This is a genomic window from Haliea sp. (assembly GCF_040222615.1).
GTDB lineage: Bacteria > Pseudomonadota > Gammaproteobacteria > Pseudomonadales > Halieaceae > Haliea.
This window is the reverse complement of sequence record NZ_JAVKCQ010000089.1, coordinates 1-22,327: the sequence shown is the minus strand read 5'-3', so window position 1 is coordinate 22,327 and position 22,327 is coordinate 1. Positions and strand designations below refer to the sequence as shown.

The following is a 22,327-nucleotide window of genomic DNA, read 5'->3' as shown; positions in this document are numbered from 1 at the left end:
ATCTACCCGCTCCGCGAGCGATCCCCCAGGGCCTGGACCAATCCAATGCAGCTGATCAAAAGCCAGAAAGTCTCGATAAAAAAGGCGGACAGGTTGAAATCCACGGTTAGCGAGTACAGGATCAGCGCAGCACCCACCCCGTTCAGCAGTGAATGGCGGACGCCCGGAACCCGCATCTTTCGCAGCTGGATCAGCAGGTAGGTCACCACGATCATCGCCGCCCCGACCGTCCCGACGACATCGTGCAAATCAAAGTTCATCGGGAAAACGAACCGGCGGGCGCCATGCCCGCGCGCTCCCAGGCGTGCAGGTAATCGTCAGCAATTGCCCGAAGCCGCTCCCTGCCGAAGCTGCGCTCGTGTCCACCGTGAACGACACGCACGGGCAGTTCTCGCAGTCTCAACATTGTGCGTACATAATCGCTGAGGTCGGCTCCGGGAAAGTTCGTCAGCAAAGCGCCATCATAAATGGCGTCACCGGAGAACAGGATGCCCGTGGTCTCTTCCCAGAGGCCGATGCTACCGGGTGAGTGCCCGGGCAGGTGCATCACTTCGAAGCTGCGATTACCGAGATCGAGCCTGTCACCTTCCTTTACCGACCAGGTACACGGGGCCGGGCGCGTCGTATGCGCCGCGATGTCGAAAGCCGCCTCGGGCACGGCACTGATCAGCTCGTCCCGCTCCACCGGGTAGCCCACATCTCTAAGTTCTCGCAACTCCGCCTCGCTGAAGTTGCAGGAGCGCAGCATCATCGGCGAGGAACCGTCAGCCATGATCGCCGCCTCACTTTCATGCACAACCCGCTCATCGAACTCGTGCATGCCGCCGATATGATCGAAATGTGTGTGGGTCGCCACCGCCGTCAGACGCTTGTCGAAAATATCCCGGGCGGCGCTGCGCAGACTCGCGATACCCAGGCCCGTGTCCACCAGCATGTCCCGATCCCTGCCGCGAACGTGCCAGATATTGCAGCGAATCAGCGCGTCAACATGGGGCTCCCAAATCAGCGTGATGTCATCGTCGATACGCCTGCGTTCGAACCAGCGGTCTGCGATTTTCATGTATCTCTGTGCCTCCGGTCGGCCCGCTCTGCTAGCCAGCGAGGTCCGCTGCTACCCAACGGTGGAACTGATGACGCATCCCGTCCCAGAAGGGGGAGAAGAAACGTTGCGTGTATACGGGCGACCGCGCCGCCTTCTGCACGGCTTCCGATATCCGATTGTCCTCCGGCGCCACCTCACCGTGGAAGCCGTAGACTTTCTCGTGCTTCGCGGCATTCTCCGGTGTCACCGCGCTGGCGGGGAGCAGGTACATGCGCCGATCGACTGTCCACTCGGCGCCGTCCGGCAGGTTGATGGCGATCTCGATGTAGCCCGGGGCGATGGAGAAGCTCATTGCGGGATAGAGGTCCACGAAGGCCGCCTGGTCCGGCAGCTGTCCGTTCGCGCCAAGATGTGGTTCCGCGGGGTCCACGGCCCCGTAGGTTTCGGTGAAGTCGCTGTAGTTGAAGCCAAGCCCGATCAGGTAGCCGTCGACAATCTCGTGGTAGGTCTTCTCACCCGCTGCGGTCACCCGCGGATGGGCCGCGGACTCACGGTAGGCGCGGTGCACGAAGTTCTCGTGCAGCACATTGGGTCCGTCGATGTCGAAGAAGATCTTCCAGTTGCAGTGTGTCACTGCACGGGGCACGATCGGCTGCCCGGTCCGGTCCAGGACCACGGCGACGTCGCCGAGGTCATACTGCGAGAACTGGCGCGCGATCGGCGCAATGTAGTCCTCGAAGGGTTCCGGCTGCGGGGACAGATTCACGAAAACCGTATGCAGGTAGGTGGCACAGTGCACCTCGACCAAATCCGTCGCGGGAACCGCTGCAGGCTGCTGGTCGCGGCGCGGCGTGCCGTCCCAGAACGGGGCTGCCTGCAACCTGCCATCAAGCCTGTACACCCAGCCGTGGAAGGGTGTGACGATTTCCGTGAGTCCGAAAGTGGGCTCCATGATGGCGAGGCAGCCGTCATAGGGAACCACGTTGTGGAAGACACGCAGCCGTCCGTCCAGGTCGCGGACAGCCAGCAGGGGCATGCCGCACAGCTCGAAGGGCAGAGCCTGCCCCACCTCTGCCACGTCGAAGTCGAAGAGGACGCAGACCCAGTGCCTGCTGAAGATCCGCTCTCGCTCTGCCTCGAAGAAGACGGGGCTACAGTAGGACTCTGCCGGCAGGGTACTGGCCCTCTCGATCGGGGCATTGATACGCTCGATCTGTTCGTCGGAAAGCACCCTGTCCGCTCGGCTCATCGCGTTTGCCTCTGCTCCTCGTTTCATGTCGTCCACCGTTAGTCCCAGTAGGTGGCGTGATCGGCGGCCCGTCGGTTCACTTGCTTTAGCAGTGCCTCCCGGTCCACCGGTATACCGTTCACCCACACGCGCTCGATAGCGCGCGTGTTGTGTATGTCATCGAGGGGGTCGCGTGACAGCAGCAGAAGGTCTGCTCGCAGTCCTGGCACTACGGCCCCGGTGTCCGCCACGCCAATCTGCTGCGCCGCCAGCCCGGTTGCACTGGCGATGGCCTCGAGCGGTGAAAGCCCTACGGCGACGACCAGCTGCAGCTCATCGTGCAGGCTGTAGCCTGGCCACATCCATGGTGTGCCATCTGGGAAGGAAGCGTCGGTCCCGGCGAGGATGGGCACGCCAGCCTTGTGCATCCGGCCGAGTAGCTCTACGAGGGTCTGGTACTGCCGGGCCATGGCGGCGCGATCGGCAGCTGAAAAAGGCTGCTCCAGCACCTCGGTGCCCGCAGTCTGGCGCCAGCGCTCCAGCAGCGTTTCCGGCGCCTCGCTGAACTCCAGGTCCTCGGCCTTGCGGCGCCCGGCGAACAGCGGATCGGGCGATCGCAGCGCCGGGTGCTGGACGATAAGAGTCGGCACCACCGCCGCACCGCTGTCGACGAAAGACTGGACCAGAGCGTCGGCCTTGCCATGGTCGTAAGAATCGACCAGGCGGTTGAGGAAGTCTTCCCCCAGGGCGCGCGCATAGAGTAGCTCAATGTCGCCGCTCGTCGTGGCTTCCCGCATCATGGCGAGCAGCTCCCCGCGCAGCCGGGCCTCGTCGGATGAGCAGGCGAGCAGCAGGCCGCCGAACAGGCTTCCCTCGTGCTCAACGGTGACCAGGCCGGCACGGACTGCATCATTGACCGACAGCGCGGTCGGGACGTGGCCTGCCAGTGCCAGGTCCATGGCTGCACCGGCACCCACCAGCGCCATGAATTCATCCCGGCTTAGGAAATCCCGGACCTTGATGAAATCGACTTCTAGCTCCCGCAGCTTGTCCAGCGCGTCGGGGAGCGTGCCGAGGGTAAGCTGCCGGTGGGACGGATAGGCATCGTAGGGTGAGTCGCCGTCCAGCATCAGCCCGGCAAACACCAGGCGCGGGAATTCACCGCTGCCGGCGCGGTAGGCCTCGCGCAGCACTCCAAGTTCCCGCACACAGCCTTCGCCGCATCCCATGTCCCGCAGCCCGGTGACGCCGGCGGCCAGGTAGGCCTGCATGGCGGTCCTGTCGGCGCCGGTATGGGCGTGCAAGTCCCAGAGGCCAGGCATAAGGTATTTCCCGTGTCCATCGATGACGGTTGTGTCGGGGCCAATCGCCGGAGCGGTATCGCTGACACTGGCGATACGTCCCTGCTGCAGGAGCACATGCTGATGCTTCACCGGTGGGCTACCGAGGCCATCAATGACCGTCACATCGCTGACCAGCGTCGCCCGGGGCTGCGCGACCGCGGGCTGCACCGTGATGGCAAGACCCAGAACGAGGACGGAAAATGCTTTCCTGTAGAGTGCGAATTTCATGACCAATCTCCTTCGAGCGGTGGTGGCCGCCTAGCCAATGTAGAGATCCTCAGGGACCCCAATGCCACTATTGCGGAAGAAGTCGTGGCAGCGCTCGACATCACGCACCCACTCGAAGAACAGGCCCTTGGCGCTGATCACGATCACGCCGGCATCGCGCATGCGCTGCAATCCGAAGTCGTGCCCCTGCTGAGGCGAGGCGCAGGCGTCGGCCACCGCTGCAACCCGGTAACCCCGCTCGAGGAGCCCGAGTGCCGACTGTGACACGCAGACATCGGTTTCCAGCCCAGTGAGGACTACCGTGCGCCGCCCCGCGGCCTCCACCGCTGCAAGGATACCTGCCTGACCAGCCAGGCCGAACACCATTTTGTCGTGCTCCACAGCGCCGCCAGTCATGCAGTCACGCAGAGGTTCAGTCGTGGCGCCCATGACAGGGATTTCCTCGGCGGTGACACACAGGGGCACGGACAGCCAGTCTGCGACCTGCATTAACCACCGGCAGCGCGAGACAACGCGGTCGGCGTCTTCCTTCTCCAGACGGACGAGGAACTTGTCCTGCACGTCGATAACAACCAGCAGGCTGTCGCCGGCATCAATCAACCTTGCGTTCTTCTCCATGGGTACTCCCGCCTCAATCAGTCTGCTGCAAGTTCGTAATCCGGACGCTGACTCATTGCGCCAGCGCCCGGGTCAGCCGGTAGAGGAACTCGAGTCCCTCGTAGAAGGATCGGACTCGTATCCGCTCGTTCGCCGCGTGCGCCCGATCGTCCTCCACGTCGATAAAGATCCCATTCGTGCCATAGACCGGCACACCGCGTTCGCGCAACAATCTACCGTCCGTCCCCCCGGGCCCCATGATCGGCATAGTAGCAACCCCGGGCCAGACTTTTTCGGTAACGCGCTCCATCACCGCGAAGACCTCCGGCTGCAGGGAGATGCCGGGCACCGTCATGGATGCCTGCAAAGCAGTGAGATCGACACTGTCCGGGAGTACGGCTGCGATCCGCTCCTGAACCCGTTCACGAGTGTCCGTAGGTACCAGCCGACAATTCACTGTTATCACAGCTCGTTGCGGCAGGGCATTTACTGCGTGCCCCCCGGTGATCATGGTCGGTGAGCAAACGGTGCGCATGCTCGCGTTATAAAAGGGAATTCCTGAAAGGAAAGCCACGGCTGCCGGGTCCGGCGGGTCCAGCAACAGGCCACTGATCGCTTCATGCAGTTCGCCGTCCGTAATCGCCCGGGAACGCGAGAAGAACTGATGTGTCACACGGTTCAGTTCCACCGGAAAGTCCAGGTCCTGCAGCGCCACCAACACCTGCCCCGCTCTGTGTAGCACGTTGTCTCCTGAGGGCATGGAAGAGTGCCCCCCCGCCCCGGTGACGGTGATCTCGAAAGTCTGGGACATCTTCTCCGTAGCCTGGATCTCGTTCGCCAGCCGCTCACCGCCAACCAACACACCGCCCGCACCCTCGCTCAGGACATGCGCCGCACGCAATTTCGCTGGATGCTCGGCCAGCAACCATTGCACCCCATTATGGGTACCACCCTCCTCGTCGGCGGTGAGCGCCAGAACGATATCCCGGCGCGGCCGATAGCCCTCGGCGCTCAGTCGCAGCAGATTGGCTATGTGAAGAGCAGCCGAGTCTTTGTCATCGGACACACCGCGGCCGTAGAAGTAACCCTGTTCCTCGGTAAGGGTAAACGGATCATGCTCCCAGGCTGCGGCATCGACTTCAACGACGTCAAGATGTGCCAGTAGCAACAAGGGAGCACACTCGGGGTTTACACCACGGTAGCGCACTACCAGGTTGCCCTTGCGCGGAGCCGGTACGAGAACCTCTACGTCTTCGGCTGCAAAGCCGGCGTCGAGGAAGCGTTTGGCGATGGCCTCCGCCGCCCGGGTGTTGTCGCCGATGCTGTGGGTCGTATTGATCTCGATCAGCTGCGCGAAGATGTCCCGGGCGAGCTGTTGCCAATGTTCGGAGGTAGCCAGGGGCAGCGATCTGTCTTCCGCGTCTGCACCGCCGGGGGTCGCAAATGCTTCCCGCACCGCCATATCCGTATCGAGGGCACAGTGCGCGTCCTGCGCTGCCGCTCTGGAAGTGGCGACAGAGACGAGCAGGAGCGAGAGCGCGATCATGAATACCAAGTGCCGCCGCAAGACGCCCGGGTTTGCGGAAGCACCGTTTGTCGCGCGAATGATGAGCGTGGTCATGGGCCTGATCTCCTGTTCAATTTTTCATTCCACCGTCTCACTGCGTGTCTCGCCGGGCGCCGGAACGAGGGCCAGGGGAGAGCGTCGGATGATCCGCCAGGTTGCGATAGCCAGCACAAGGGCGACGGCGCACAGCGGCAGTGCCGCAGCAATAATGGCGAGGTCCACGCGCTCCCGGGAAAGCGCGAGTTGCTCCAGGGTCACCGCGATCACCGTGGGTCCGAGGCCGAGCCCAATCAGGGAGCTTACTGAGACAACCGCCGACGAGGCCACTCCTCGCAGCTGAGGTGGCGCGGCGATGGCGATGAAGGTGTAGGCAGACGCCGTGATCGAAACCAGGGCGACGACCCACAGCCCGGTCGCGGCGTAAACCAGCCAGACCGAGCCCACGGCATAGAGCGGGGTGACGCAAGCCGCGATCACCGTCCCCAGAAGCACTACCAGCAGGGGACCCGCGGCACCGTAGCGGCGCGTAAAGTAATCGCTGAGGTTGCCCCCGATCGGGCCACCGACAAGGCCACCGATGGCGACGATGATCCCCAGCGCAATGCCGGTTTCGCTGGGGGAGAGCATATACATGCGTGTGAGGAGTCGCGGCAGCCACGCGTAGATCCCGTTGTCCGCCACGGCGAGGAGGGAGACAACCAGTACCAGCAGCAACAGCAACACCGTAAAGGTGGAGCGCCGGAACAAGAGCGCCAGCGTACTGACGGTCCCGTCACGCTCCGGGTCCTCCTGGCGCGGCGGTTCCCGCAGGGTCAGGAGCAGCAACGGGATGAGGAAGCCCGGGATTGAAAGGACCACGAAAACCTGGCGCCAGGGGGCAATCTCACCGAGCACGGGCACGACCTGAAAGAAGCCGGCTTCCGCGGCTTCAAGAGTGATCCCGCCAATAGCATAGGCCGAACTGAAGCCTGCGTTGATGCCCATAAAGAAGATGCCCATGGCCAGTCCACGGCGGCCTCCCCCAAAGCTGTCACCGATGTAGGATACGATGGCCGGGGTGAGCGCGGCCTCGCCGACGCCGACGATCAGCCTCGCGGCGAAGAGCATGCCGTATCCCGTTGCCGCTCCGCAGAGCAGAGTGCCCAGGCTCCAGATCAGCGCCCCGATACTGAGCAGCAGCAAGCGGTTACCCCGGTCTGCGAGCAAACCCATGGGGATCACCATCAGCGCGTAGGCGACGGCAAAGGGCGGTCCCTGCAGGAAGCTGGCCTGGGTGTCAGAGATACCCAATTCAAGACTGATGGGATCGATCAGAATATTGATGATGAGTCGGTGGACGTAACCGATCAACGGCACGAGGAAGAGGACGAACAGGAGCCAGTACCCGCCCTCGGGGAAGCGGGTAGTGAGTCCGCCAGGGCGAGGCAGCGTGGTAGCGGGTCGCCCCTTAGCGGACATCGGCTCTACCGGAGAAGTCATGGCGCTTCGTGGTGACTGTCGTCTCTCGTGGGCGCAGCACCGCGAGCAGAGCCAGCAGTCGCTCATCCCGCCAGCCCTCGAGATCCTCCAGCGACAGCTCGCCGTAGGCCCTTTCAGTTTGCCCAATCACCAGTTCAAGCAGTGCCTCCGTCAGCTCCGGTGCGCGCAATCGGGAATAGGGCTGTGTCAGCGAAGCGCCGAAGCGTTCGAAGAAGCCACGTATCCCCGTTTCGCCACCGGTCAGGTGATAGCATAGAAATGGCCCCATGAAGGACCAGCGCAACCCGGGCCCCTGAGTGATAACGGCATCGATCTGCTCCGGCGTGGCCTCACCGGCGTCAATCATGTGCAGCGCCTCGCGAAAAATGGCTTCCTGAAGTCGGTTCCCAATGAAGCCGATGTTCTCCGAATGGCATACCACCGGACTTTTGCCGACACCGCGATAGAAGGTCTCCGCCCAGGCCACAGTTTCGGGGGAAGTCGCCGAACCCCCGACGATCTCAACGAGGGGCAGGAGGTAGACGGGATGAAACGGATGCCCAACGACAAGCCTGTGGGCCCCCGCGCAACCCGCTTGCAGGTCGCTCATCGGCAGGCCCGAGGAGGAGGAAGCGATGACGATACCGGGGGCAGCGAACTCATCGAGCAGCGCAATGATGCGCCGCTTGGTCACCACATCCTCCGGACCGCTTTCCTGGATGAAGTCGACCTCGTTGGCTACCGCTTCAGCGCTGCCGCCACAGTCAAGCGCAGCCAGGAGACGTGTCTGCTCGGCGGGCGGGATGTCGAGACGCTGGAATATCTGGCGGAGCCTCGCCAGCAGCGCTGCCGCGAAGCCTGGCGCAGGGTCCCAGGCCGTAACCGTGAAGCCCTCGCGCAGGAAAAGGGCGGTCCAGCCGGCGCCGATGAGACCAGTGCCGATGATGCCTATGCGAGTGACTGCGCTCGGATCGATCAACGGTTGCGAGGTTGTCATTGGCTTCCTTCTTGTGGTCAAGACTTGTCAGAGGCAACGGGCGTCAGCGCCGCCGGAAGTCCCAGCAATGCCCGGGCGCCCTCCGTACTGGCGACTTCGCAGCCGAGGTCCCTGACCAGCGCCGCAGCTCGTTCGACCAGGGCTGCATTCGTCGCCAGTATCCCCCGATCAAGATACAGGTTGTCCTCCAGACCAACCCTCACATGCCCACCGAGCAGTACAGCCTGCGCGACCATCGGGAACTGCATCCTGCCGACACCGAACGCTGCCCAGAGCGCACCCGGCGGCAGCGCATCGCGCATGGCCATCATGGCGCGGGGGGTGGCTGGAGCACCGTACTTCACGCCCAGGCACAGCTGGAACATTGGCGGCTCGGGTACCAGCCCCTCATCAATCAGTACCCTTGCGATCTCGATGTGGCCGAGTTCAAAAACCTCGATCTCCGGCCTGACCCCCCGCTCCCGGTAGGCCACGAGGATGTCCCGCAGGATATTCGGGGTAGTGGCGTAGACCATTTCTCCGAAGTTCAGCGAGCCGCTGTCCAGGCTGCCGATCTCAGGGCCGAGTTCCAGGATATGCTGCACGCGCTCCCTCGCACCGACAAAATCGGACTGCGGTGCGAGCGCTGCACCATCGTCGAATTCAAACCAGAGGTCACCGCCCATACCCCCGGTATAGTTCAGGATCAGGTCGGTGTTCCTGGAGCGAATCCGCTCGTGCACTTCGGCGAACAGCTTAGGGTCGCGCGAAGGCTGGCCGCTGTCCGGGTCGCGGACGTGAATATGCACTACCGCCGCCCCGGCCGCAGCGGCTGCCAACGCATCCTCGGCAATGGCCTCGGGCGTGACCGGGACATAGGGGCTGCGACTGGCCGTGTCGCCGGCGCCGGTAAGGGCGCAGGTGATGATGACATCGTGATTCATGATTCTGACGTGAGCCCCGCGTCCCGCAGCAGTCGCAGCAGCGGTTCGAGCTCGCTGGCGTAGTTGTGCCATTTGCCGACCGATGAGCGGTAGATCGGGCGCCGCACCTGGCTGGCGCTCGCCGTCATCGACGGCGAGGGGTTGTTGTGAAATGCACGCATCCCGTCCTCCCACTGCAGGCCGCAAGCTTCGATGAGCCGCCCGCTTTCTCGCTCGGGTGCCTCCACCAAGGCCTCGTAGCTGACACGGCAGATCTTCCCCGGCAGGCAGCGATGCCAGTGGTCCATTAGCCTGCTGTAGGCAATGAAGTAACGGCCGAGGTCCTCCAGGTCGTAGGAAAACGGATAGGCGCGCTGAAACAGCGTCTTGTAGACGGCGTAACAGGTGTCGACCGGGTCCCTGGTGACGTGGATGATCGTTGCCTGCGGCAACGCAAGGTGCAGCAGGCCGACGTTCAGGTAATTGAAGGGCAACTTGTCGATTACACGCAGGCCGCCGTCGACCCGCCTGGCCAGGCTGTCCACATACTGCCGCCCCAGCTGCTCCATATCCAGGTCCAGGGAGGCTGCAATGAGTGCCTTCGGGTCCCCGGCACTACCGGGTGTCTGCCGCTCAGCCAACGCTGCCATGACTCGGGGGAAGTCGGGTGGCTCTCCGGCGGAGCTGACCCCGGAGTGGCTCGCGAGTATCCGTTCCACCAGGGTGGTGCCGGTCCGGGGCATGCCCAGCACGAACACCGGCAGTGGCGAATCGAAGCCACCGGCCCGGGCCGGGTTGAGCCGTTCCGGGGAGAAATGCTCCATGAGTTCGTCGATGAGTTCCAGGTCCTGGCGCACGTCGTAGGACAGGTGCTTGCGCCGGAGCCCTGCGCCGCGGGCCAGGTACCGAAAAGAACGCGCGTGCTCGCCGATATCCTCGCACTCCTTGGCCAGGGCGTGGCAGAGCATGACCTCTCCCATGTAGGGGGCGCCGACGCGCTCCAGTGCCTGTTCCATATCCTCGATATGATTGCTGTGCGCCGTTTGCGTGCGCAGATCCGAGCGGATCAAGTACGCCTCGTATTCTCCGGGATCGATCTCCAGCGCACTATCGCAGGCCTGCTCTGCTTCCTCCAGCCTGCCGAGGAAACGCAAGGTAGCGGCACGGCTGAAGTGATGCTTCGCGTTGCGGGGATCCAGCTCAATGGCCTGCTGGTAGCCGCGCAAGGCCCGCTCGTGCTCGTTCACCTTCACATAGAGGCTCGCCAGCATGGCGGCACTGTCGGCATCGACCATGGCGTGCGCCTCGGCGTCCAACAATGCCGTACAGGCGTCTCGCTCTTCCCCAGCGGCGATAAGGCAGATCGCGAGGTGCAGGTACTGCCCCGCCCCTGGTATCTCCGGCTTGATAGCGGCTTTCGCATATTCCGTCGCCTGCGCCACGTCGCCAGCGCGGAGTGCGATTTCGCTGATCGCCCGCAGCAATCGATGATCGCCGGGATACTCCTGGGCGAGCTGGGGCAACAAGGGCAGCGCCTCGCGCGCCTGGGCTGGGCCGCGCAGGCGACCGAGGCGCTGCAGCACCTGATTGGACGAAGGGCGGGCGCGCGGCTCGCTGTCCGCTGGCGCGGGAGAATCCGGTGCACAGGTGGACATTGAGTACGTCATTGGAACATTGCTCCCCGCATCCTAATTGAAGCGGTAGTTGACTCTGATACCCAGCGTGCGAGGGCGGCTGATCACGAACCGACCGGATTGAAAGTTCAAGTTCGCCGCAGACACTGCTGTGTTCTCGTCGGTGAGGTTCTTGGCAAAGAGGCGGAAGGTCCAATCCGGCATCTCGTAACTCGCGGAGGCGTTCCATGTAGTATAGGAATCCAGCGTGAATTCTGCCGGGCTTCCCGGCAAGCCATTCTCGTAGTCCGACCGATAGACCGCATCGACGCCGAGGTCCAGGGTATTGCCCGCCAGCGGCACCGTATAAACCAGGGAGCCCGCCGCCATGTGCTCGGAGTGTCCCGGCAGACGCATCCCTTTGCTGATGGACGCTGTGTAGAGCTCTCCGTCCTCAACGAATTCCGCCTTGGTGTAGGCGTAGCCCAACGAATAGCTCAGGCGCTCGCCAATAACGCCGTCGATCTCCAGTTCCAGGCCCCTCGATTCGGCATCAGCCGATGCATTGCTAACCCCGTCGATGCCACTGTTAAATCCTGTTATCCGTGCCTGGGGGTCCTGCCACTCAATGTAGTACGCGGCCAGGCTGTAGCGAACGCTCCGGTTCGCCAGGAAGCCTTTGATGCCCACCTCGTAGTTGTCCACCTTGTCGGCATCAAAGCTATTGATATCTGGGAACTCCCCGCCGAGCGTTTCGTCGATGAACCCCACCTCGGGCAGCGCATTGACGCCGCCGTTGCGAAAGCCTTGTGACCAGGTCAGGTACACGTTGGTGTCGTCATTCAACTCATAGGATGTATTGGCCTTGAACACCACATCATCGACTGTATCTTTGGATGTGTTCGAGGAACCACCGAGGGGTGGGTCACCGCAGTAGAAGCCCGCGCCAAAGCCAACTTCATTGATAATGTAGCAGGCGGGTAGAATGGAGGTGTCGTCATTGTCGATTTCCTGCTCGAAAATGCGCACGCCACCCGTGACCTGCCAGGCGTCGGTCAGCTGGTAGCTGAGTTCACCGAAGAGCGCCGCCTCGGTGAACTTCGTGGTTCGGTCCTGCCCGTAAACAAGGTCCGGGGGGCTGGTAATCGGCACCGGTATGCCGAAGTAAGATGCAAGGCCCGACGCATCGAACCAGTCCTCGAAGCCCGGCATCTCCTGTATCGTCTGAAATGCCATTTCCTGGTCAAGGTAGAAAGCACCGAGAATCCACTGCAGAGGTCCCTCGCTGTTCGAAGCCAGACGGAGTTCCTGGACGAAGGTCTCATCGCTGGCATTGTATTCAGAGATTGTCGAAATCCTGGGGTAGTAGAAATAGAAGAAAGCAAAAGCGTCCTCGTAGATACCCGAGGCATCGACCTGCGTCTCTGTGTCGCGCTCGTAGTAGGAACTCGACGAGGTCAAGGTGGCGAAGCCCAGATTGGCCGTGACCTCCAGTGTACCCAGGTTCATGTCCGACTCGAACGGGTTGGTGCCATGCAGGGACAGCGTGCGGTCCAGACCGAAGCTTTCAGCCTGATAGTTGTCGGTATCCCCTTCCTGATAGTGATAGGTCAGGAGCGCCTCGACGTCATCAGTCACGTTCCACAGGAGCGAGGTGCGCAGGTGGGTAATGCTGCCCTCGTTGGAGTCTTTCTTCCTGCCCGAGCGGTCCGGGCCACTGCCGACGAAGTCGTCCGGATCCTCCAGCAGGAATGCGCCGTTCGCGTCTCTCAGCCCGAGGGCTACCGCGTCCACGAAGCCGGCCTGGTGGAAGTGGCCGCCGGAAACGCGCAGCGCCGCCCGCTCGCCAAGCGGCACATTGAACATCGCATCGAAGTCATAGTTTGGGTCGCCCGCATCCTCCGTTGTAGAGACACTGGTGCGGATGGACCCATCCATCGCCGCAGGGTCGGGCTTGTTCGGCATGATACGCAGCGTTCCACCGAGGGACCCAGCACCATACAGTGTACCCTGGGGCCCCCGGAGCACTTCAACGCGGTCGATGTCGGTGAGCCGCAGGTTGTAGTACACGGGCGTCTCGCCGACATAGGTCGACACCGACGGCCTGGCGAGGTTGGGAATTTCGCCGGCCCCGTTGCCGGGTTCAGCAGACAGGCCGCGCATAACCAGCGTACTGTTGTTGCCCGCCTCGCGGATCCCCACATCATTGAAGCTCAAACCGGGCACCTGACGCACGAACTCCCCCAAGGTGGTGATTTCCCGCTTTTCCAGCAAGTCACCCGAATAAGCGGAAATGTTATAGGGCACGTCTTGCGTTGTCGTCGCGCGACGGGTCGCGGTGACGAGAACTTCCTCCAGGTTCTGTGCCTGCAACGGCTCCGCTCCCAGGACCGCCGCGGCTACCGCAGCTGTCAGCGTTGACTTTCTCAAGCAAACCAACCGGTTCCCATGCTGATACATCATCAAATCTCCCCTCGCCTCACGCCGCAGTTTTTCTTTAAGCAACACATCAATATTGACCACATCGTCAGGTTAAATCATTGCTGGCAGTGTTCAATCGCTATATTCTACGAGGCGGTGTTCAGAAATTCTTAACGGCGATGCTGCATACAAAGCAACAACTTCCCCTCAATGCATTGCGGGCCTTCGAAGCAGTCGGCAGGCATCTGCACATGAAGCGCGCCGCAGACGAACTCTGTGTTACCCAGAGCGCCGTCAGCCAGCTGGTCCGAAAACTGGAAATCCTCCTCGGCGTGGCGCTGCTGCAGCGCACCAATACGGGCTTGGCACTTACACCCCCCGGCGCGCGCCTACTGAAAGACGTTTCAGGGGCGCTCGACAGTCTTGTTCGAGCGACCGAGAGAGTCACCCCGGACAATGAAGTAGCCGAATTGCGCATCGCCTGCTCTGCCGGGCTAGCCAGTAACTGGCTGGTACCCAAGCTGGGAGAGTTCCTCAGAAACTACCGGGAGCACGAGTTCAGGCTGGAGCCGATTCCCGTCTATCCGCGCAGCATACCAAGTGAGGTCGATCTCGCGATCACCTACGGCAAACCACCAGTAAGTGAGGACCGCGTAACACGGCTGGAGAAATCGCAGTTACTGCCCGTTGTGTCCGCTGAACTGGTCGGCGCGGGCGGCAAGAATGAACTAAGTCCGTCAGTATTCCCCCAACATACTCTGATACACGCCGATGACGGGACAGAATGGCGTTCGTGGTTCCGACTCGTCGGGGCTGACAGCGAAATATCGTCGAGCAATCTGTATCTTGGTGCCGGTTACCACATGGTGGTCGATGCTGTCCGCCGTGGTCTCGGCATTGGATTACTGGCCCTCCGATTCATCGAGGAGGATGTTGTGTCGGGGCGATTGCTTGTTGTACACGGTGGAGCCCAGCTCGAGCCCGAGCACTACTATGTCGTCCGCCCAGAGGACGCCTACCGAAGCCCGGCGGGCCATGCTTTTGAGACATGGTTTTACGAAAAGTGGAATGAAACCGCCGCATCGATTGCGTGAATTGTCCAGTCCCCTGACTCCCTCCGGCTCACAACTCCGGCGCGGTACACATGGCGAAGGTGTGCGGGGTCACATCCACCGTTTCATTGGCATGAGGAAACTGCTGGAAAAAATCACCGGGGCCGCCGCAGTCTGGATGCCTGCCTGCAGTCAGCGCTGGCGGAACGGCCACAGGCGCTGGAGGAGCCCGGCAGCAGCGTACCGGAGCGCAGCAGTTCCCGTAGCGTGGTGACGCCGGCTGCGACCTTGGCAAGACCATCGTCCAGCATCAGCGGGTGGCCGCGTTCGATCAGGGAATGCCGGAGCGAGTGTTCTTCCACGTGGGACAGGATCGCCGCATAGTCCTCCTCGGTGGGCTGCCAGACTTCGAATATACCGGTGCGTCCGCGAAAGCCGAGGCCGTCACAGGCCGGACAGCCCTGGGCGCCCCAGGTCTCCTCGGGTATTTCGCGGCCGCATTCCCGCAACCACTGCTTTTCCACCTCGTCCGGACGCCGGCGGCACCTGCAGTCGACACACAACTTGCGCACCAGGCGCTGGGCGGCGACCAGTCCGAGATTGGCGGAGAGCTCGTAGTCGTCCAGTCCCAGATTGCGCAGCGAGGCGACCGTACCAACCGCATCCCGGCTGTGCAGCGTCGCCATCAGCGATCGGCCACTGGTGGCGACACTGGTCGCTGCATGGGCCGAGTCGGTATCGCGCACCTCTCCGAACTACTTGCTGAAATAGAAAACGGGGGCAGGACCCCAGGCTTCGAATCCACCGCGCCCGAGCCAATCTGTCCAAAAGCGCCGCAAACTCTTACCCATGGATACTTTAAGGCAGCCAGTCCCTTGCCCTTTTTTACCCCACCTGCTTGCGATGAAACATGATCAGTACCGCAGCGATGATCATCTGCAGACTACCGTACAGCAACAGCGTTAGCAGCACAGTATCACCCAGCTGGGCCGTGGCCGCTGTCGAGGCCGGGAAAAGTGACGCCTTCAACAGCACGCCCAGGTTAACGTTGCGAACAATGACCTCCAATCCTATGGCGATGGAGTCCGGCCGGGAAAGTGTGAACAGGCGTGCCGCAAGCCACCCCGTCGCCGTGAGCGCAAGGGTGAAATACACCACCAGCAGCGCATTATCCATGCCAAAGGCCGCGAGATTCAGGCGTCCGGCGCTCATGGAACCGACTACGATCAGGACGATGCCAAACAACGAGGCCCTGATACACCACTTCGACACTGCCACCGCCTGTCGCGGGTAAAGGTAGAGATACAACATCCCGAGCGCCAGCGGCAACAGCAGCGTAAAGGCGATTTCGTTGACAATCCGGCCGGTTGGCATGGTGAAATCCGCCGGCAAATTATCGCTGATCAACGCTGCAAGTATCAGCGGGGTTGTGATCAGGCAGGCCAACGTAGTCAGGCCGGTAATGCTGATCGAGAGAGCGCTGTTACCGCGTGCAAAGTAGGTAAAGATATTGGAGGTGGTACCACCGGGGATAGAGGCGATAAGCGCAACCCCCACCGCCACGCCGCCGTGAACTCCCAGCAGACGCAAGAACCCGAATGTAGCGAGGGGTACCAGTACTAACTGCACAACCATCCCCAGCGTGACGGCACCAGGTTCTCGTACTACGTCGCGAAAATCCCTGGCTGTGAGTGTGGCCCCCATTCCCAGCATTGCCGTTACCAGCTGGAAGACGGCAACCCAGTATTCATGCTCTACGTAAAAATCGCCCATTCATACTGTTTCCTGGTGATCTGAAGGCGGGGTTCGGAGACATCCGTTTGCAGTTTGAGGTCACTGGTGGGGGTCAGGTCTCGCAAGACCTGACCCCAATGTTAACCTTGCCAGCGCCACCCGCAATTCCTGGGGAATCGGCACCGACTTGTTGGCCGCGCGGTCGACAAAGACGTGAACAAAGTGGCCGTGGGCCAGGGCCTCGTCCTCGCCCTGGCGGAAGATGGCGATGCCGTACTGCACCGAGCTGTTGCCGAGACGATCCACCCGCAGGCCGCCTTCGATGGCTTCCGGGTAGCTGGCGGGAGCGTGGTAGTCGCAGCCGGACTGCACCACGTAGCCAACGACCTTGCCGTCGGTGATATCCAGCCCGCCCTCCTCGATCAGATAGCGGTTGGCGACGGAATCGAAGTAGGAGTAATACACCACGTTGTTGATGTGGCCGTAGATGTCGTTGTCGGACCAGCGGGTGCTGATCGGGTAGAAGACCTTGTAGTCACTGCGCTGCGGGCGCCTGCTCATGCGGTAGCCCCGTAGGCGGCGCGGTAGATGTCCAGGGCATCGGCGAGAGCCACCTCCCGCGGATTGTTGACCAGCAGCCGCTGCTGCAGCATGGCATCTTCTGCCAGCATCGGCAGATCCTGTTCCGGCACACCGGCAGCCTGCAGGGTTGCGGGAAGTCGCACGTCGTCGATCAAGCCGCGGATGGCGACCACCAGGGCGGCGGCGCGGGCTTCAACACCACCGCTGACACCGGGGACCAGGATCTCCGCGAGCTCGGCATACAGGGGCGCGGCATCCGGCATGTTGAATGCCAGTACCGAGGGCAGCACCAGGGAATTGGTGAGGCCGTGGGGGATGTGGTAGTGGCCGCCCAGGGGGTAGGCCAGCGCATGTACCGCCGCCACCGGGGCGTTGGCAAAGGCCTGCCCCGCGAGGCAGGCGCCCAGCAGCATGCCGGCGCGGGCCTCGCGGTCGCTGCCGGTGTGCACCGCGGCGCGAATATGGGTTCCCAACAGGCGCAGGGCTTCCCGCGCCAGATTGTCGGACAGGGGATTCTTTTTCACTTTCGAGGTGTAGGCCTCGATGGCATGGACCATGGCATCGACCCCGGTCATCGCGGTCACCGCCGGCGGCAGGCCCAGGGTGAGTTCCGCATCGAGCACTGCCACATCGGGCAGCAGCACCGCGGAGGACACCCCGGCCTTGGTGGTCTCCCCGGTGGTGATGACCGCCACCGGTGTGACTTCCGAGCCGGTTCCCGCGGTGGTCGGCACCAGGATCATGGGCAGCCGGCCACCCTGTACCTGGTCAACGCCGTAGAGGGAGGCCAGCGGCTGGGACCCGCCCAGCAGCACTGCCACCACTTTCGCCACATCCATGGAACTGCCGCCGCCAACGGCGATCACGCCGTCAACTCCGGCCTCGCGCCCGACAGCAGCCGCCGCCTCCACCGTCGCTTCCGGCGGATCCTCCCGCACCTGGTCGAAGAGTATGGCCGGCAGCCCCTCGGCATCCAGCGCCGCCAGCACCGGCTGCACCAGGCCGATCGCCACCAGCCCGGGGTCGGTGACCAGCAAGGGCTTGCTGACACCCAGGCGCCGGCAGCTGTCTGCCAGCTGCAGGGCACTGCCCGGGCGGCAGATCAACTGCGGCACAGTATTGAACACGAACGGCTGCATCGCGGGCCTCCTACATCGTCAGGATGACTTTACCCCGGGCGCGGCGCTCCATCATACAGGCGTAGGCGGCCTGGTACTCCTCCAGCGGGAACGTGTCGGTGACTACCGGATTGAGCTTGCCCTCGGCGAACAGGGCCCACAGCGCGTGGATGTTCTGCAGGTTGACCTCCGGCTCCTCGGCCATGAAGCGGCCCCAGAATACGCCGACAATGGCACAGCCCTTGAGCAGGGTCAGGTTGAGCGGGATGCTGGGGATGGGGCCGCTGGCAAAGCCGATCACCAGGTAGCGTCCCTTCCAGGCCATGCTGCGCACCGCCGGCTCCGAGAAGTCGCCGCCCACCGGGTCGTAGACCACGTCCACGCCCTTGCCGCCGGTCAGCTCCTTGAGCGCATCCTTGAGGGACACCTTGCTGTAGTTGATCACCTCGTCGGCACCGAGCTTTTTGCACAGCTCGAGCTTGTCATCCGTGCTGGCCGCGGCAATCACTTTGGCCCCGAACAGCTTGCCCAGCTCGATCGCGGTAGTGCCGACGCCACCGGCCGCGCCGAGCACCAGCAGGGACTCCCCGGGCTGGATATTGGCGCGCTGTTTGAGCGCATGGTAAGAAGTGAAGTAAGTGATGGAGACGCCCGCCGCCTGCTCGAAGCTGAGTCCGTCGGGCATCGGGAACACGGCGTTGTGGTCCGCCACGATGCGCGAACAGAAGGCGCCGTGGGAACCCATGGAAATCACCTTGTCACCGGGCTTGAGCCGGGTCACGTTCTTGCCGACGGCCGCGACCACACCGGAGCACTCGCCGCCGGGAATGAACGGCAGGTCAGGCTTGGTCTGGTACTTGTTCTGGATGATCAGAACGTCGGGGAAGTTGAGACCCGCCGCCTTCACATCAATCAGCACATCGTTGTCACCGGCTTCCGGGTCCGGCCAGCTGGTCTCGAAAGCCAGCTTGTCGGGCAGGCCGTGTTCCTTGCATACGACTGCTTTCATGCTATGCCACCTCGAACAGGCCGGCGGCACCCATGCCACCGCCGACACACATGGTGATAACCACATACTTGACGCCGCGGCGCTTGCCCTCGATCAGGGCATGGCCGATCATCCGCGAGCCGCTCATGCCGTAGGGGTGGCCGATAGAGATGGCGCCGCCGCTGACATTGAGCTTGTCGTTGTCGATGCCCAGCCTATCGCGGCAGTACAGCACCTGCACCGCAAAGGCCTCGTTCAGTTCCCACAGGCCGATGTCGTTCACCGTAAGGCCGTGCTGCTTCAGCAGCTTGGGCACCGCGAATACCGGGCCGATACCCATTTCATCGGGTTCGCAGCCGGCCACGGCGATGCCGCGGTAGATGCCCAGCGGCTCCAGGCCTTCCTGCTGCGCGGTCTTTGCATCCATCAGCAACTGGGCCGAGGAGCCGTCGGACAGCTGGGAAGCGTTACCGGCGGTGATGGTGCCGCCCTCGATCACGGTCTTCAGGCCGGCCAGGCCCTCCGCGGTGGTGGCCCGCAAACCTTCGTCAGCGCTGACCGTGGCCTCGGCCTCGGACTGCTCACCGGTCTCCTTGTTCCAGACGATGCGCTTGCAGGTCACCGGCACCAGCTCGGCATCGTAGCGACCCGCCTCGTAGGCGGCCGCGGTGCGCTGCTGGGACTGCAGGCCGTACTCATCCATCGCCTCGCGGGAGATGCCGTAGCGCTTGGCCACCACTTCCGCGGTCTGCAGCATGGGCATGTGGATGTTCGGATGCATCGCCATCAATTCTTCATCGACCATACGGTGCAGGTTCATGTGCTCGTTCTGCACCAGGGAGATGGACTCCAGGCCGCCACCAATCACGCAGCTCATGCCGTCGTACATGATCTGCTTGGCCGCGGTGGCCACCGCCATCAGGCCGGAGGAGCACTGGCGATCCAGCGTCATCCCCGAAACCGTCACCGGCAGGCCCGCCCGCAGGGCGATCTGCCGCGCCACGTTGCTGCCGGTGGCGCCCTGCTGCAGGGCGCTGCCCATGATGACATCGTCAATCCGGGCCGAGTCGATGCCGGCGCGCCTTACGGCTTCCGCCACGGCAGCCGCACCCAGGCTGGCGCCACCGAGGTTGTTGAACCCGCCGCGATAGGCCTTGCCAATCGGGGTGCGGGCGGTCGATACGATCACTGCTTCTTTCATAAGGTTCTCCTGGCGGCCCGCATACGACGGGATGCCGCCTCTGATTCAGTCGAGTTTGATGCCGAGACCTGTCGCGGCCTCACCGATCATTTTCATGCTCTGCTCAAAGCCGGCGGTGAGCTCGCGCTCGCCATCCCGCTTGCTGATCTGCTCCCAGTGAGCGGCAATGCCTTCCGGTGTCTGTTCAGCCAGAGGCAGCCAGACACTCTCGGTTTCCACGATCCGGGACACCGCGAAAGAACCCGCGCCCGCGGCCAGGATGGTGCGGTTCGGGGAGTCCTCGCTGACCAGGTACAACACCGCCGGGGTCACCGTTTCCGGGGTCAGCAGCTCAAAAGCCTTCTCCGGCAGCAGGCCCTCGGTCATGCGGGTGCCCGCGGTCGGCGCCAGGGCATTGACGCGAATGTTGTACTTGGCCCCCTCCTGCACCAGGGTGTTCATCAGGCCAATGACACCCATTTTGGCCGCGCCGTAGTTGCTCTGGCCGAAGTTGCCATACAGCCCGCTGGACGAGGTGGTGACGACGATGCGGCCGTAAGCCTGCTCGCGCATGATTTCCCACACCGCCTTGGTACAGTTCACGGTACCCATCAGGTGCACATCCACCACCAGCTGGAAGTCCTCCAGGCTGCCCTTGGTAAAGCTCTTGTCGCGAAGGATGCCGGCGTTGTTGATCAGGATGTCGACCCGGCCCCACTGGTCCATGGCCTGCCGTACCATGGCCTCGACCTCGGCGTAGTTGGCGACATTGGCGCCATTGGCGATCGCCTCGCCGCCCGCAGCCTCGATCTCCGCAACCACGGCCCGCGCGGCCTCGCTGGAGGCACCGGTGCCGTCCTTGGAACCGCCGAGGTCATTGACCACCACCTTGGCGCCGCGCTGTGCCAGGGCGATAGCATGGCAGCGCCCCAGCCCCTGGCCGGCGCCGGTGACGATTGCCACCTTGCCGTCATAGCGAATTGTCATTCCGTATCTCCTTTGTGTTTACGTTAGCCCACGATGACCATGGACAACCATTCGGCAACCAGGGCCGGCGTTTGTTCACCCTCGATTTCAACAGTTATGCCCTGCTTGATCAGGAAACGTTTGTCGTCTTTCTGTTGCACATCGAGCATTTCGATATGGCCGCGGACCCGCTTGCCGGCCTTGACTGGCGCCAGGAACCGGACCTTGTCGAAGCCGTAGTTCAGCCCCATGACCATGCCTTCGGGCATGATGCCATGGCCCTCGCACAGCTTGGGCAACATCGACAGGGTCAACAGGCCGTGGGCAATGGTGCCCCCAAAGGGGGTCTGTGCCGCTTTCTCCAGATCCACGTGGATGAACTGGTGGTCCTCGGTGCAGTCGGCGAAGGCGTTGATCCGGTCCTGGTCGAGGGTGGACCACTCGCTGGGTTCCAGCTTCGTTCCCTTGTAGTTAACCAGCTCTTCCTGTGGAACTATGGTAAAGGCCATTGCGGACTCCTTGTTGTGTCTGCTTGTGTTGGCGTTGGTGTTGGTGGACGGGGCGCGGGCCCCGGCGCGGTGCCGGTTGCCCGCCTGTGGTATCAACCGTCGCGGAAGGTCGCATTGACCTCCTGCTGTTGCTGCATGTAGCCCTTCAGCTCGTTGCGGCCCACCACCATGCGGTGCACCTCATCGGGACCGTCCGCCAGGCGCAGGGTGCGCTGGTGCATGTACATGGTGGCCAGCGGGGTGTCCTGGGAAACCCCGGTGGCACCAAACATCTGGATAGCCTGGTCGACAATGCGGATGGATATGTTGGGCACCGCGGTCTTGATCATGGAGATCCACACCCGCGCTTCCTTCGGGTCGACGTTGTCCATCATCCAGGCGGTTTTCAGGGTCAGCAGGCGCGCCATCTCGATATCCATGCGCGCGTTGGCGATGATGTCCACATTGCCGCCCAGCCGTGCCAGCGGCTTGCCGAAGGCGGTGCGCGAGACCGAGCGCTCGCAGAGCAGCCTGAGCGCCTTTTCCGCCGCGCCGATGGCGCGCATGCAGTGGTGGATACGGCCGGGACCGAGGCGGCCCTGGGAGATTTCAAAGCCGCGGCCCGGGCCGAGAATCATGTTGTCCTTCGGCACCCGGACGTTGGTATAGCGCTGGTGCATATGGCCGTGGGGCGCGTCGTCCATGGAGAATACGTGCATGGGCCGAACGTTCTCCACGCCGGGAGTGTCCATGGGCACCAGGATCTGGGACTGCTGCAGGTGCCTGGGCGCTTCGGGGTCGGTCTTCACCATGACTATCATGA

21 protein-coding genes are annotated in these 22,327 nt (G+C 62.9%); 1 reads left to right on the top strand and 20 read right to left on the bottom strand.

From position 1 onward, the window contains the following. Positions 1-2 precede the first annotated feature (2 nt). Genes RJQ10_RS07730 through RJQ10_RS07680 form a run of 11 tightly spaced genes read right to left on the bottom strand, consistent with a single transcriptional unit; the run spans position 3 to position 13,405 of the window. On the bottom strand, positions 3-260 hold the full coding sequence (locus RJQ10_RS07730; RefSeq protein ID WP_350145287.1) for a CBU_0592 family membrane protein: 258 nt from the start codon (positions 258-260) through the stop codon (positions 3-5). Next, on the bottom strand, positions 257-1,060 hold the full coding sequence (locus tag RJQ10_RS07725) for an MBL fold metallo-hydrolase (RefSeq protein ID WP_350145285.1): 804 nt from the start codon (positions 1,058-1,060) through the stop codon (positions 257-259). Before RJQ10_RS07725 ends, RJQ10_RS07730 begins: the two co-directional genes overlap by 4 nt. Positions 1,061-1,091: 31 nt before the next feature. Beyond that, positions 1,092-2,318, bottom strand: coding sequence for an aromatic ring-hydroxylating oxygenase subunit alpha (locus tag RJQ10_RS07720; protein ID WP_350145282.1), 1,227 nt, complete (start codon positions 2,316-2,318; stop codon positions 1,092-1,094). An 11-nt stretch (positions 2,319-2,329) separates the two neighbouring features. Continuing rightward, entirely contained in the window at positions 2,330-3,841 is a 1,512-nt protein-coding gene (locus RJQ10_RS07715; RefSeq protein WP_350145280.1) for an amidohydrolase family protein, read from the bottom strand. A 30-nt stretch (positions 3,842-3,871) separates the two neighbouring features. Next, the gene (locus RJQ10_RS07710; protein WP_350145278.1) at positions 3,872-4,459 is read right to left on the bottom strand and encodes an isochorismatase family protein; all 588 of its coding nucleotides are present in this window, start codon (positions 4,457-4,459) and stop codon (positions 3,872-3,874) included. A 52-nt stretch (positions 4,460-4,511) separates the two neighbouring features. Continuing rightward, the gene (locus RJQ10_RS07705) at positions 4,512-6,059 is read right to left on the bottom strand and encodes a M20/M25/M40 family metallo-hydrolase (protein ID WP_350145276.1); all 1,548 of its coding nucleotides are present in this window, start codon (positions 6,057-6,059) and stop codon (positions 4,512-4,514) included. Positions 6,060-6,083: 24 nt separating this feature from the next. Continuing rightward, positions 6,084-7,463 (bottom strand): MFS transporter, encoded by a 1,380-nt coding sequence (locus RJQ10_RS07700; RefSeq protein WP_350145274.1) that lies wholly within the window; start codon positions 7,461-7,463, stop codon positions 6,084-6,086. Then, complete coding sequence (locus RJQ10_RS07695; protein ID WP_350145272.1) at positions 7,453-8,460, bottom strand: 3-hydroxyacyl-CoA dehydrogenase NAD-binding domain-containing protein; 1,008 nt, start codon at positions 8,458-8,460, stop codon at positions 7,453-7,455. The genes RJQ10_RS07700 and RJQ10_RS07695 overlap by 11 nt, the downstream gene beginning before the upstream one ends. 17 nt (positions 8,461-8,477) lie before the next feature. After that, positions 8,478-9,383, bottom strand: coding sequence for a beta-keto acid cleavage family enzyme (locus tag RJQ10_RS07690; RefSeq protein ID WP_350145270.1), 906 nt, complete (start codon positions 9,381-9,383; stop codon positions 8,478-8,480). Then, positions 9,380-11,029, bottom strand: coding sequence for a tetratricopeptide repeat-containing sulfotransferase family protein (locus tag RJQ10_RS07685; RefSeq protein WP_350145268.1), 1,650 nt, complete (start codon positions 11,027-11,029; stop codon positions 9,380-9,382). Before RJQ10_RS07685 ends, RJQ10_RS07690 begins: the two co-directional genes overlap by 4 nt. A 21-nt stretch (positions 11,030-11,050) precedes the next feature. Continuing rightward, a complete protein-coding gene (locus RJQ10_RS07680) occupies positions 11,051-13,405 on the bottom strand; it encodes a TonB-dependent receptor (protein ID WP_350145266.1) in 2,355 nt (784 codons plus the stop codon). Between the two features lie 119 nt (positions 13,406-13,524). On the opposite strand from RJQ10_RS07680, the gene RJQ10_RS07675 reads away from it, so the two are divergent. Beyond that, complete coding sequence (locus RJQ10_RS07675) at positions 13,525-14,490, top strand: LysR substrate-binding domain-containing protein (protein WP_350145317.1); 966 nt, start codon at positions 13,525-13,527, stop codon at positions 14,488-14,490. A gap of 113 nt (positions 14,491-14,603) precedes the next feature. Here RJQ10_RS07675 and RJQ10_RS07670 read toward each other — a convergent pair whose 3' ends face one another. The 9 genes from RJQ10_RS07670 to RJQ10_RS07630 all read right to left on the bottom strand — a co-directional run. Next, positions 14,604-15,194, bottom strand: coding sequence for an ATPase, T2SS/T4P/T4SS family (locus tag RJQ10_RS07670; RefSeq protein ID WP_350145264.1), 591 nt, complete (start codon positions 15,192-15,194; stop codon positions 14,604-14,606). Positions 15,195-15,333: 139 nt separating this feature from the next. Continuing rightward, complete coding sequence (locus tag RJQ10_RS07665; RefSeq protein WP_350145262.1) at positions 15,334-16,221, bottom strand: bile acid:sodium symporter family protein; 888 nt, start codon at positions 16,219-16,221, stop codon at positions 15,334-15,336. Between the two features lie 60 nt (positions 16,222-16,281). Then, positions 16,282-16,743, bottom strand: coding sequence for an acyl-CoA thioesterase (locus RJQ10_RS07660; protein ID WP_350145260.1), 462 nt, complete (start codon positions 16,741-16,743; stop codon positions 16,282-16,284). After that, entirely contained in the window at positions 16,740-17,903 is a 1,164-nt protein-coding gene (locus tag RJQ10_RS07655; RefSeq protein WP_350145258.1) for an iron-containing alcohol dehydrogenase, read from the bottom strand. The genes RJQ10_RS07660 and RJQ10_RS07655 overlap by 4 nt, the downstream gene beginning before the upstream one ends. 10 nt (positions 17,904-17,913) lie before the next feature. Further along, positions 17,914-18,891 carry an NADPH:quinone oxidoreductase family protein gene (locus RJQ10_RS07650; RefSeq protein WP_350145256.1) on the bottom strand — a complete coding sequence of 326 codons (978 nt, stop codon included), beginning with the start codon at positions 18,889-18,891 and terminating at the stop codon, positions 17,914-17,916. A gap of 1 nt (position 18,892) precedes the next feature. Then, the gene (locus RJQ10_RS07645; RefSeq protein ID WP_350145254.1) at positions 18,893-20,071 is read right to left on the bottom strand and encodes an acetyl-CoA C-acyltransferase; all 1,179 of its coding nucleotides are present in this window, start codon (positions 20,069-20,071) and stop codon (positions 18,893-18,895) included. Between the two features lie 45 nt (positions 20,072-20,116). Next, positions 20,117-21,037, bottom strand: coding sequence for an SDR family NAD(P)-dependent oxidoreductase (locus RJQ10_RS07640; protein ID WP_350145252.1), 921 nt, complete (start codon positions 21,035-21,037; stop codon positions 20,117-20,119). Positions 21,038-21,060: 23 nt separating this feature from the next. Continuing rightward, positions 21,061-21,525 (bottom strand): MaoC family dehydratase, encoded by a 465-nt coding sequence (locus RJQ10_RS07635; protein WP_350145250.1) that lies wholly within the window; start codon positions 21,523-21,525, stop codon positions 21,061-21,063. Positions 21,526-21,617: 92 nt separating this feature from the next. Next, positions 21,618-22,327: acyl-CoA dehydrogenase family protein (locus RJQ10_RS07630; RefSeq protein ID WP_350145248.1), on the bottom strand; the 710-nt coding region annotated here is incomplete at its 5' end.

What these genes read in the sequence shown, in the direction of transcription:
- RJQ10_RS07725 (WP_350145285.1), bottom strand. Translation starts at nt 1,060, where the DNA reads ATGAAAATCGCAGACCGCTGGTTCGAACGCAGGCGTATCGACGATGAC.
- RJQ10_RS07640 (WP_350145252.1), bottom strand. Translation starts at nt 21,037, where the DNA reads ATGACAATTCGCTATGACGGCAAGGTGGCAATCGTCACCGGCGCCGGC.
- RJQ10_RS07705 (WP_350145276.1), bottom strand. Translation starts at nt 6,059, where the DNA reads ATGACCACGCTCATCATTCGCGCGACAAACGGTGCTTCCGCAAACCCG.
- RJQ10_RS07635 (WP_350145250.1), bottom strand. Translation starts at nt 21,525, where the DNA reads ATGGCCTTTACCATAGTTCCACAGGAAGAGCTGGTTAACTACAAGGGA.
- RJQ10_RS07660 (WP_350145260.1), bottom strand. Translation starts at nt 16,743, where the DNA reads ATGAGCAGGCGCCCGCAGCGCAGTGACTACAAGGTCTTCTACCCGATC.
- RJQ10_RS07690 (WP_350145270.1), bottom strand. Translation starts at nt 9,383, where the DNA reads ATGAATCACGATGTCATCATCACCTGCGCCCTTACCGGCGCCGGCGAC.
- RJQ10_RS07710 (WP_350145278.1), bottom strand. Translation starts at nt 4,459, where the DNA reads ATGGAGAAGAACGCAAGGTTGATTGATGCCGGCGACAGCCTGCTGGTT.
- RJQ10_RS07685 (WP_350145268.1), bottom strand. Translation starts at nt 11,029, where the DNA reads ATGACGTACTCAATGTCCACCTGTGCACCGGATTCTCCCGCGCCAGCG.
- RJQ10_RS07720 (WP_350145282.1), bottom strand. Translation starts at nt 2,318, where the DNA reads ATGAAACGAGGAGCAGAGGCAAACGCGATGAGCCGAGCGGACAGGGTG.
- RJQ10_RS07695 (WP_350145272.1), bottom strand. Translation starts at nt 8,460, where the DNA reads ATGACAACCTCGCAACCGTTGATCGATCCGAGCGCAGTCACTCGCATA.
- RJQ10_RS07645 (WP_350145254.1), bottom strand. Translation starts at nt 20,071, where the DNA reads ATGAAAGAAGCAGTGATCGTATCGACCGCCCGCACCCCGATTGGCAAG.
- RJQ10_RS07655 (WP_350145258.1), bottom strand. Translation starts at nt 17,903, where the DNA reads ATGCAGCCGTTCGTGTTCAATACTGTGCCGCAGTTGATCTGCCGCCCG.
- RJQ10_RS07650 (WP_350145256.1), bottom strand. Translation starts at nt 18,891, where the DNA reads ATGAAAGCAGTCGTATGCAAGGAACACGGCCTGCCCGACAAGCTGGCT.
- RJQ10_RS07700 (WP_350145274.1), bottom strand. Translation starts at nt 7,463, where the DNA reads ATGTCCGCTAAGGGGCGACCCGCTACCACGCTGCCTCGCCCTGGCGGA.
- RJQ10_RS07665 (WP_350145262.1), bottom strand. Translation starts at nt 16,221, where the DNA reads ATGGGCGATTTTTACGTAGAGCATGAATACTGGGTTGCCGTCTTCCAG.
- RJQ10_RS07715 (WP_350145280.1), bottom strand. Translation starts at nt 3,841, where the DNA reads ATGAAATTCGCACTCTACAGGAAAGCATTTTCCGTCCTCGTTCTGGGT.
- RJQ10_RS07730 (WP_350145287.1), bottom strand. Translation starts at nt 260, where the DNA reads ATGAACTTTGATTTGCACGATGTCGTCGGGACGGTCGGGGCGGCGATG.